The organism is Methylobacterium sp. WL18, from assembly GCF_008040015.1.
In the GTDB taxonomy this organism is placed as follows: domain Bacteria; phylum Pseudomonadota; class Alphaproteobacteria; order Rhizobiales; family Beijerinckiaceae; genus Methylobacterium; species Methylobacterium mesophilicum.
Genome location: NZ_VRVD01000133.1, coordinates 1 through 9,576, shown reverse-complemented (window position 1 = coordinate 9,576; position 9,576 = coordinate 1). Strand labels below are relative to the sequence as shown.

7 protein-coding genes and 2 tRNA genes are annotated in these 9,576 nt (G+C 67.4%); 2 read left to right on the top strand and 7 right to left on the bottom strand.

Going from position 1 to position 9,576, the window contains the following annotated elements:
* A partial coding sequence (locus FV228_RS12225) for an SDR family oxidoreductase (RefSeq protein WP_147854869.1) occupies window positions 1–925 on the top strand: 925 nt, incomplete at its 5' end.
* Window positions 926–1,831, top strand: coding sequence for an alpha/beta hydrolase (locus FV228_RS12220; protein WP_147854868.1), 906 nt, complete (start codon window positions 926–928; stop codon window positions 1,829–1,831).
* Between the two features lie 109 nt (window positions 1,832–1,940).
* Here FV228_RS12220 and FV228_RS12215 read toward each other — a convergent pair.
* The 7 genes from FV228_RS12215 to FV228_RS12185 form a co-directional block, all read right to left on the bottom strand.
* Window positions 1,941–2,016 (bottom strand) — tRNA-Val (locus FV228_RS12215).
* Window positions 2,017–2,065: 49 nt separating this feature from the next.
* Window positions 2,066–2,788: an aspartate/glutamate racemase family protein gene (locus FV228_RS12210; RefSeq protein WP_147854867.1), complete on the bottom strand. Its 723-nt coding sequence runs from the start codon at window positions 2,786–2,788 to the stop codon at window positions 2,066–2,068.
* Between the two features lie 68 nt (window positions 2,789–2,856).
* Complete coding sequence (lon, locus tag FV228_RS12205; protein WP_147854866.1) at window positions 2,857–5,283, bottom strand: endopeptidase La; 2,427 nt, start codon at window positions 5,281–5,283, stop codon at window positions 2,857–2,859.
* Window positions 5,284–5,532: 249 nt separating this feature from the next.
* Window positions 5,533–6,804 carry an ATP-dependent Clp protease ATP-binding subunit ClpX gene (gene clpX, locus FV228_RS12200; RefSeq protein ID WP_007567156.1) on the bottom strand — a complete coding sequence of 424 codons (1,272 nt, stop codon included), beginning with the start codon at window positions 6,802–6,804 and terminating at the stop codon, window positions 5,533–5,535.
* A gap of 184 nt (window positions 6,805–6,988) precedes the next feature.
* A complete protein-coding gene (locus FV228_RS12195) occupies window positions 6,989–7,615 on the bottom strand; it encodes an ATP-dependent Clp protease proteolytic subunit (RefSeq protein ID WP_147854865.1) in 627 nt (208 codons plus the stop codon).
* A gap of 125 nt (window positions 7,616–7,740) precedes the next feature.
* Window positions 7,741–9,162: a trigger factor gene (gene tig / locus FV228_RS12190; protein ID WP_147854864.1), complete on the bottom strand. Its 1,422-nt coding sequence runs from the start codon at window positions 9,160–9,162 to the stop codon at window positions 7,741–7,743.
* A gap of 141 nt (window positions 9,163–9,303) precedes the next feature.
* Window positions 9,304–9,388: transfer RNA gene (locus tag FV228_RS12185), tRNA-Leu, on the bottom strand.
* Window positions 9,389–9,576: the final 188 nt, after the last annotated feature.

Genomic DNA, 9,576 nt, shown 5'->3' with positions numbered 1-9,576 from the left:
GCGCGGCGCCCGGGTCGTGCTGGCCGCCCGCAGCGGCGACGCGCTGGCCAAGATCCAGGCCGAGATCGAGGGCGTCGGCGGCAAGGCGCTCCACGTCGTCGCCGATGTCGGCAACCGGGCCGAGGTCCAGGCGATCGCCGACCGGGCGGTCGCGACGTTCGGCGGCTTCGACACCTGGGTGAACGTCGCGGGCGCGTCGATCTACGGCCGCCTCCGCGAGATCAGCGACGAAGACCATCAGCGCCTGATCCAGACCAATCTCTGGGGCACGATCTACGGGTCCCTGGTCGCCGTTGAGCACCTGAACAAGCAGGGCGGCGCACTGATCAACGTCGGCAGCATCGCGTCCGATCTCGCCTTCCCGTTCCAGGGCATGTACGCGGCCTCGAAGCACGCCGTGAAGGGCTTCACCGACGCCCTACGCATGGAACTGATGGTCGAGGACGCGCCGATCTCGGTGACGCTGGTCAAGCCGGCCTCGATCGACACCCCCCTGCCCCAGCGCGCGCGCAACTACATGGACCGCGAGCCGAGTCTGCCGCCGCCGATCTACCCGCCCGAGGAAGTCGCCAACGCGATCCTGCACGCAGCCGTACACCCGCAGCGCGACATCTTCGTCGGCGGCGCCGGCAAGGCCTTCGTGGCCGGCAAGGAATTCGCCCCCGGCGCCTACGATTACATGGCCCCCGCGATCATCGCGATGCAGAAGCGCGGCATCCCGCCCCGTGACCCGTCCGGCGCCCTGCACGCACCGGTCTCGGCCGGCCTCACCCGCGGCGACCCGCCGGTCTACGTGATGCGCACGAGCGCCTACACCCGGGCGAGCCTGCACCCGCTCGCCACGGCGGCCGGTCTGCTCGGGGTCGGCACGGTGGCGGCTCTGGCCCTGCTCGGATCGGCCCCCGGCCGCAGGAAGCGCCTGTAATTGGCTTTCACGGCAGCAACCCTCCCCGGCCCGGCCCAGCCGTCGCCGGGCGAGCGCGCCGATCCTCGGATCGTTCCGCGCCGGTTCGTTCACCTCCCGGACGACCGGACCATCGCGTATGCAGAGACCGGCGTAGGCCCCGACCTCGTGGCGATCCACGGCACGCTGATGTGCCTGGAGGATCAATGGCTCGGCCCGGTGCCGGCGCTCGCCAAGCATTTCCGAGTGGTCGCCGTCGACCGCCCCGGCCATGGGTTCAGCCTGCGCCCGCGCGGATCCGGGGCAGACATCTGGGATCAGGCTAAGCAGATCCGGGACGCGATGCAGCGGCTGGGCTTGAAGCGACCGGTGATCCTGGGTCACTCGTTCGGCGGCGCGGTCGCCCTCGCCTACGGGATGCTCTACCCGGGCGAGATCACCGGTATCGTCTCCCTGGCCCCGATCTGCTTCCCAGAGCTGCGCCTCGAGCAGATGCTATTCGGACCGCGGGCGCTGCCGTTCGGCGGGGATCTCCTCACCCGGGCCCTGAGCGCGTCGAGCGATCCGGCGCTGCTGCCGCTGCTGTGGCACGCGATGTTCCTGCCCCAGGCGATGCCAGAGCGGTTCCGCACCGACTTCCCGTTCGCGCTGGCCGGGCGGGCCGCGCAGATCACCGCCGAGGGGGAGGATGCCGGCTGGCTCTGGCCGGCCCTGACCCGCAGCGTGGTGGGCTACCCCAAACTCAGCGTTCCAACCCGCATCCTCTGCGGCGGCGCCGACATCGTGGTGAATGCGTACCTGCACGGGGCCGCCGCCGCCCGGATGATCCCGGGTGCGACCTTCGACTTGCTGCCCGGTGCCGGTCACATGTTCCCGCACATTGATGCTGCTGCGGTCGTACGGGCGGCTCGATCGATCGGGGGTTAGACTCCGTCTGGGTGTCTTTACGGAAGTCCGGCGCTCACTTCGTAGCCCAGGTCGATGGGGGGGTGCGGACCTCGGCCCAGGGAACCGTCGCTGCCGCGCCCGGTAGCGCTGGTGGGCGGTGAGGGACTCGAACCCCCGACCCTCTCCGTGTAAAGGAGACGCTCTACCAACTGAGCTAACCGCCCGGCGGCCGACCGTTACGGCATGGGGTCGGTACGGCGCAAGGGGCTGCCGTCAGGGTGCCGCAAGCCGGCGGGTCAGGGCGGGCGTGAGGCCCAGGCTCTCCATCGGCATCGGGCGCGCTGCCGGAGCGGCAGGCGCCATCGCGGCGGCCAGGACCGCGCGGGTGCCGGCTTCGACGGAACAGATCAAGGGGCATGGGGCCTGCGGTTCGAGCCGCCGCGTCAGCCCGGCGAGGCCGGCGCCCCCGAGGATTACCGTGTTCGCTCCGGCCGCATGGCAGTCGCGACAGGCTTGCGCCAGGATGCCGAGGGCGCCGTCCGGATCCCGGGCGATGTCGCCTCCTGTCGGCGCCACCGTGGCGATGGCCGCGAGCTTGTCGGACAGGCCGAGGGTGGCGACGAACTCCCGGAGCATCGGGTCCCACGCCGTCCCCCCCGTGACGATGCCGAACGCCCCTGAGGCGGCGGCCTCTCGGCAGGCCGCCTCCGCCATGCCGACGACCGGCACAGGTGATAATTCGCGCAGGGCGAACAGGCCCGGATCGCCGAAGCAGGCGAGGTAGACCGCGTCGCAGGCATCCCCATGCTCGGCCAGGGCGTCGAGGGCGGCATGGCCCGCGATGGCCGAGGCCGCGCGGCTCGCGATATAGCGCGCGCCGAACCGGCCCGTGACGGCCCGCAGGTCCGCGCAACCGTCGATCTGGCGGCGCACGTGGTCAGCGACGAGGTCGGTGACGGCCTGACTGGTGTTGGGGTTGATCAGCAGGATGCGCATGTCGGCCGGTCCCACGAAAAAGCCCCCGGAGCAGGCTCCGGGGGCTGTCGCATCGGTTCAATTGTCGATCAGTGGGCGATGAACGCCGCGCCGTCCTCTTCCGTCCGGGCGGGCTTGGCCACGGGCAGCGGCTCCTCCCACTCGATGGCGACCGGAGCCCGCACCAGCGCCCGCTCCAGCACCTGATCCATCCGGGAGACCGGGATGATCTCCAGCCCGTTCTTCACGCTGTCGGGCACCTCGGCGATGTCCTTGGCGTTCTCCTCGGGGATCAGCACCGTCTTGATGCCGCCGCGCAGAGCCGCGAGCAGCTTCTCCTTCAGGCCGCCGATCGGCAGGACCCGACCGCGGAGCGTCACCTCCCCGGTCATCGCGATATCGCGACGGACCGCGATGCCGGTCAGCGTCGAGACGATGGCGGTGGCCATCGCGATGCCGGCGGACGGCCCGTCCTTCGGGGTCGCCCCCTCCGGCACGTGGACGTGGATGTCGCGACGCTCGAACAACGGCGGCTCGATCCCGAAGTCGATGGCCCGCGAGCGCACGTAGGATGCGGCCGCAGAGATCGACTCCTTCATCACGTCCTTCAGGTTGCCCGTGACGGTCATCTTGCCCTTGCCGGGCATCATGACACCCTCGATCGTCAGCAGCTCGCCGCCGACCTCGGTCCAGGCCAGGCCCGTGACCACCCCGACCTGATCGTCCGCATCGATCTCGCCGTAGCGGAACTTCGGCGGACCGAGAAAGACCGGAAGGGTATCCGCGTTCACCACCACCGACTTGGTCTTGGTGATCAGGATCTCCTTCACCGCCTTGCGGATCAGGTTGGACAGCTCGCGCTCCAGGTTACGGACGCCGGCTTCCCGCGTGTAGCGGCGAACCAGCATCATCAAGCTGTCGTCGTCGATCGACCACTCGTGCGTCCCGAGGCCGTGCTTCTTCAAAGCATTCGGGATCAGATGCTTGCGCGCGATCTCGACCTTCTCCTCCTCGGTGTACCCGGCGATGCGGATCACCTCCATGCGGTCCATGAGCGGACCGGGGATGTTGAGGGTGTTGGCCGTGGTCACGAACATCACGTTCGAGAGGTCGTAGTCCACCTCCAGGTAGTGGTCGTTGAAGGTGCTGTTCTGCTCGGGGTCCAGAACCTCGAGGAGCGCCGCCGACGGATCGCCGCGGAAATCCATGCCCATCTTATCGATCTCGTCGAGCAGAATGAGCGGGTTCGAGGTCTTGGCCTTGCGCATCGACTGCACGATCTTGCCGGGCATCGAGCCGATATAGGTCCGACGGTGACCCCGGATCTCAGCCTCGTCCCGCACGCCGCCGAGCGACATGCGCACGAACTCGCGACCAGTCGCCTTCGCGATGGACTTGCCCAGGGAAGTCTTGCCGACGCCGGGGGGACCAACGAGGCACAGGATCGGGCCGGTGAGCTTGTTCGCCCGTTGCTGCACGGCGAGGTACTCGACGATCCGCTCCTTGACCTTGTCGAGGCCGAAATGATCCTCGTCGAGCAGGGTCTGGGCGCCGAGCAGATCCTTCTTGATCTTCGAGCGCTTGCCCCACGGGATGCCAAGCATCCAATCGAGATAGTTGCGCACCACGGTGGCCTCGGCCGACATCGGCGACATCTGCCGGAGCTTCTTCAGCTCGGCCGTCGCCTTGTCGCGCGCCTCCTTGGTGAACTTGGTCTTCTCGATCTTCTCCTCCAGCTCGGCCAGCTCGTCGCGGCCGTCCTCGGAGTCGCCCAGCTCCTTCTGGATCGCCTTCATCTGCTCGTTCAGGTAGTACTCGCGCTGTGTCTTCTCCATCTGCCGCTTGACGCGGGTCCGGATGCGCTTCTCCACCTGGAGCACGGAGATCTCGCTCTCCATCAGCGACAGCACGCGCTCGAGGCGCTGCGCCACCGTCGGCGTCTCGAGGATACCCTGCTTGTCGGAGATCTTGACGAGCAGATGAGAGCCGATCGTGTCGGCGAGCTTCGAGGGCTCGTCGATCTGGGTCACGGCCGAGACGACCTCCGGGGAGATCTTCTTGTTGAGCTTGACGTAGTTCTCGAACTCCGAGAGCACCGAGCGCGCGAGCGCCTCGGCCTCGACGCGGTCGCCGAGTTCGTCGTGCAGGGCCTCGGCAGTGGCCTCGTAATACTCGTCCGAGCGGGTGAAGCCCGTGACCTTGGCGCGGCCGATGCCCTCGACCAGCACCTTCACGGTCCCATCGGGGAGCTTCAGGAGCTGCAATACGGAGGCGAGGGTGCCGATCTTGTAGATCGCGTCGGTCGCCGGATCGTCGTCACCCGCATTGATCTGGGTGGCGAGCAGGATATGGCGATCGGTGCGCACCGCCTCTTCTAGGGCGCGGATCGACTTCTCGCGGCCGACGAACAGGGGCACGATCATGTGCGGGAAGACGACGATGTCGCGCAGGGGGAGGACGGCGTAGGAACCCGTCGAGCCCGGGACAACCGGCTGGCGCGATTTCGACTGTGTCATGGGGGACTTCCTCTCAGGGACGCCCGGCTTCGATCCCCTCATCGATGAGGCGAACCGCCGCCAGGGGCCGACCGGGCCGCGAGGGTCGGGATTGTCGTGGACTTTGCGGCTGGCGACGCGGACCGTTCCTCGAAGGAGCGAGCGGCCACCGCGATGAGCCTGAGGTGGCTGCGGGGTCCACCGTTTTCAAGATGTTTCCCGCGGCGCACCCGGCCGGAGCCGGGTGCTTAACGCAACCCCGCCAGGCGCTTACGCGCTGACGCTGGCGGGCGCTTCCTTGTTGCGGTCGCCGTGGATGTAGAGCGGGCGCGACTTGCCCTCGACCACCTCCGGACCGATGACGACCTGCTCCACCGATTCGAGACCGGGCAGGTCGTACATCGTGTCGAGCAGGATGGTCTCCAGGATCGACCGCAGGCCACGGGCGCCGGTCTTGCGCTCGATCGCCTTGCGGGCGACCAGCGAAAGCGCATCGTCCTGGAACGTCAGGTCGACGTTCTCCATCTCGAACAGCCGCTGGTACTGCTTCACCAGGGCGTTCTTCGGCTCCTGAAGGATCTTCTTCAGCGCGGCCTCGTCGAGATCCTCGAGGGTCGCCAGGACCGGCAAACGGCCGACGAACTCGGGGATGAGGCCGAACTTCAACAGATCCTCGGGCTCCACCGAACGGAAGATCTCGCCGGTGCGACGGTCGTCGGGAGCCTGCACGCTGGCGCCGAAACCGATCGAGGTGCCCTTGCCGCGTTGGGAGATGATCCGCTCCAGCCCCGCGAAGGCGCCGCCGCAGATGAACAGGATGTTGGTGGTGTCGACCTGCAGGAACTCCTGCTGCGGGTGCTTGCGTCCGCCCTGCGGCGGCACGGAGGCGACCGTGCCCTCCATGATCTTCAAGAGCGCCTGCTGCACGCCTTCGCCCGACACATCCCGGGTAATCGACGGATTGTCCGACTTACGCGAGATCTTGTCGATCTCATCGATGTAGACGATGCCGCGCTGCGCCCGCTCGACGTTGTAATCCGAGGCCTGGAGCAGCTTGAGGATGATGTTTTCCACATCCTCGCCGACGTAGCCCGCCTCGGTCAGCGTCGTGGCGTCCGCCATGGTGAACGGCACATCCAGAATGCGGGCGAGCGTCTGCGCGAGCAGCGTCTTGCCCGAGCCGGTCGGCCCGATCAGCATGATGTTGGACTTGGCCAACTCGACGTCGTTGTGCTTCGTCGCGTGCGCGAGCCGCTTGTAGTGATTGTGCACCGCGACCGAGAGGACCTTCTTCGCGAAGTCCTGGCCGATGACGTAATCGTCGAGGACGCGCCGGATCTCCTTCGGGGTGGGCACCCCGTCGCGGCTCTTCACCAGCGAGGATTTCGACTCCTCGCGGATGATGTCCATGCACAGCTCGACGCACTCGTCGCAGATGAACACGGTCGGGCCGGCGATCAGCTTGCGGACCTCGTGCTGGCTCTTGCCGCAGAACGAGCAATACAGCGTGCTCTTGGAGTCGTTGCCGCCAGTCTTGCTCATATCGGTCTCCGATTCGTCGCGTACGCAGCCGGCTAAGGGCGCACGCGCATCGCTTCAACGTAAGGGGGCCCGCTTAAAGAAACAGTATGCTGCGCGTCTTTGACCGATGGGCCCTGTCATCGGATGCAAACACGCTGCCGCGGCGGGATCAAGGCCACGCCGCGGCGGTCAGGCGACGCAACCGTCAGGCGGCGGCGGGCTCGGGACGCTTCTGGATGACCTCGTCGATGAGGCCGAACTCCTTGGCCGCATCCGCGGTCATGAAATTGTCGCGCTCCAGCGCGGTCTCAATGGCCGCATAATCACGGCCGGTATGCTTCACGTAGATCTCGTTCAGGCGCCGCTTCAGCGCCTCGATCTCGCGGGCATGGATCAGGATGTCGGTGGCCTGTCCCTGGAAGCCGCCGGAGGGCTGGTGGACCATGATCCGGGCGTTCGGCAGGGCGAAGCGGTGGCCCGGCTCGCCGGCGGTGAGCAGCAGGGAGCCCATCGAGGCGGCCTGGCCGACGCAGAGCGTCGTCACCGGGCAACGGATGAACTGCATCGTGTCGTAGATCGACAGGCCCGAGGTCACGACGCCGCCGGGGGAATTGATATAGAAGGAAATTTCCTTCTTGGGGTTCTCAGCCTCGAGAAACAGAAGCTGCGCCACGATCAGCGACGCACCGTAATCCTCCACGGGACCGGTGAGGAAGATGATGCGCTCGCGCAGGAGACGGGAGTAGATGTCGAAGGCGCGCTCGCCGCGGCTCGACTGCTCGACGACCATCGGCACGAGTGCGTTGTTGTAGACGTCGATCGGATCTCTCATCTCGTCCTGCCCAGAATGAGGCCCGGGGCTGCCGCGAATCAGGGCAGCCCGGGCATGTCAGCGAACACTGGCGATGCTTAACCATCGCCTAACCCTATGCCCGCCGTCCTGGGACAGTGCGGGGCTCAGTCGGCCTTTGCCTCGGCGTTGGACTCGTCCTTGGCCTCGGCCTTGTCTGCCGGCTTCTCGCCGGTCGTGTCGTCGTCATCCTCATCGGCGAAAAGCGTCTCTTTCGAGACCGGCTCCTCGACGAGTTTGACCTGACCGAGGACGTGGTCAACCACCTTCTCCTCGAACAGCGGCGCCCGAAGCTCGGCGAGCGCCTGCGGGTTCTTGCGGTAGAAGTCCCACACCTGCTGCTCCTGGCCCGGGAACTGCCGGACCCGAGCGATGAGGGCCTGGTTCACCTCCTCGTCGGAAACCTTGATATCGGCGCTCTCGCCGACCTGCGCAAGCACGAGTCCGAGCCGGACGCGACGCTCGGCGATCTTCCGGTAGTCGGCCTGGGCCTTCTCCTCGGTGGTGTCCTCGTCCTCGAAGCTCTTGCCGCGGGCCTTGAGGTCCTGCTCGACCTGGGCCCAGACGCTGGCGAATTCCTGCGCGACCAGGGAGGGCGGCAGTTCGAAGGCGTACTTGCCGTCCAGGGCGTCCAGGAGTTCCTTCTTCAGCTTGCGCCGCGAGGCCGCCTCGAAGTCGCCGCCGATCGCCTTGGCGATCGCCTCGCGCAGCTTCTCGAGCGATTCCATGCCGAGCGACTTGGCGAACTCGTCATCGATCTTGGCTTCGCCGGCCGCCTGGATCTTCGTGACGGTCACGTCGAACTCGGCATCCTTGCCGGCGAGCTGCTCGGCCCCGTAGGCCTCCGGGAAGGTGGCCTTCACGACCCGCTTGTCGCCGACCTTGGCGCCGACCAGCTGCTCCTCGAAGCCGGGGATGAACGAGCCGGAGCCGAGTTCCAGGTCGATGCCCTCGCCCTTGCCGCCCTGGAATTCCTCGCCGTCGATGCGGCCGACGAAATCGATGGTGACGCGGTCGCCATCCTGGGCCTCGGCGCCCTCCTCCCGCTCGCTGAACGGGCGGCTCTGGCCGGCCATGCGCTGCAGGGCCTCATCGACCTCGGACTCCTCGGGCTTCGCGACGAGCTTCTTGAGGCTGACATCGGAGAGGTCCGCCAACTCGAAGTTCGGCATCACCTCGAGGGCGACCTTGAAGGCCAGGTCGGCCTTGGCGTCGAGCGCCTTCTCGATCTCGGCCTGGTCGGTCGGGAACTCGACCTGCGGCTCGAGGGCGAGCTTGAGATCGTTGTCGGCCACGATCTTGCGGTTCGCCTCGTTGACCGCGTTCTGCACCACCTCGGCCATGACGGACCGGCCATAGACCTTGCGCAGATGCGCCACCGGGACCTTGCCGGGGCGGAAGCCCTTCAGCTGGACCTTGTCCTTCATGCCGGAGAGCTCGGTATTCAGGCGCTCCTCGAGTTCCTGGGCGGCCAGCAGCACCTGAAACTCGCGCTTCAGACCCTGGGCGTTGATCTCGGTCACCTGCATCGTCGTCGTCGCTCTTCAAAAGACCTTGTGGTCGCCGGCCGGGCCGGCGTCGTGCGGCTTGGTCGCGCGGTCCGGGATACGACGGTGTCGGATACGGGGATGAGGCGGCCCCGAACGGGACCGCGCCATCTGGAAGCGTCCTGGTGCGGGCGGAGGGGCTCGAACCCCCACGTCTTGCGACACTGGAACCTAAATCCAGCGCGTCTACCAGTTCCGCCACGCCCGCGCGCGCCGACACCCGGCGCGTCGCCGGCCGCCGGAAGCGCGCCCTATAGCATGGGCCGCACGGCTCGCAGCAAAAAACTTGACCTCCCGTGGCGGTGGTGGCGCGCACGCGGGCACGCCGCTATCTAGCCGAGCCCACAATGCGTGCCGCCGTCGAGATCCCATGACCTCATCCCGCCCCGTGCCGCC

Excerpts from the sequence above, each read along its gene's own strand:
- FV228_RS12195 (WP_147854865.1), bottom strand. The coding sequence starts at position 7,615 with ATGAGAGATCCGATCGACGTCTACAACAACGCACTCGTGCCGATGGTC.
- tig (WP_147854864.1), bottom strand. The coding sequence starts at position 9,162 with ATGCAGGTGACCGAGATCAACGCCCAGGGTCTGAAGCGCGAGTTTCAG.
- clpX (WP_007567156.1), bottom strand. The coding sequence starts at position 6,804 with ATGAGCAAGACTGGCGGCAACGACTCCAAGAGCACGCTGTATTGCTCG.
- FV228_RS12210 (WP_147854867.1), bottom strand. The coding sequence starts at position 2,788 with ATGCGCATCCTGCTGATCAACCCCAACACCAGTCAGGCCGTCACCGAC.
- lon (WP_147854866.1), bottom strand. The coding sequence starts at position 5,283 with ATGACACAGTCGAAATCGCGCCAGCCGGTTGTCCCGGGCTCGACGGGT.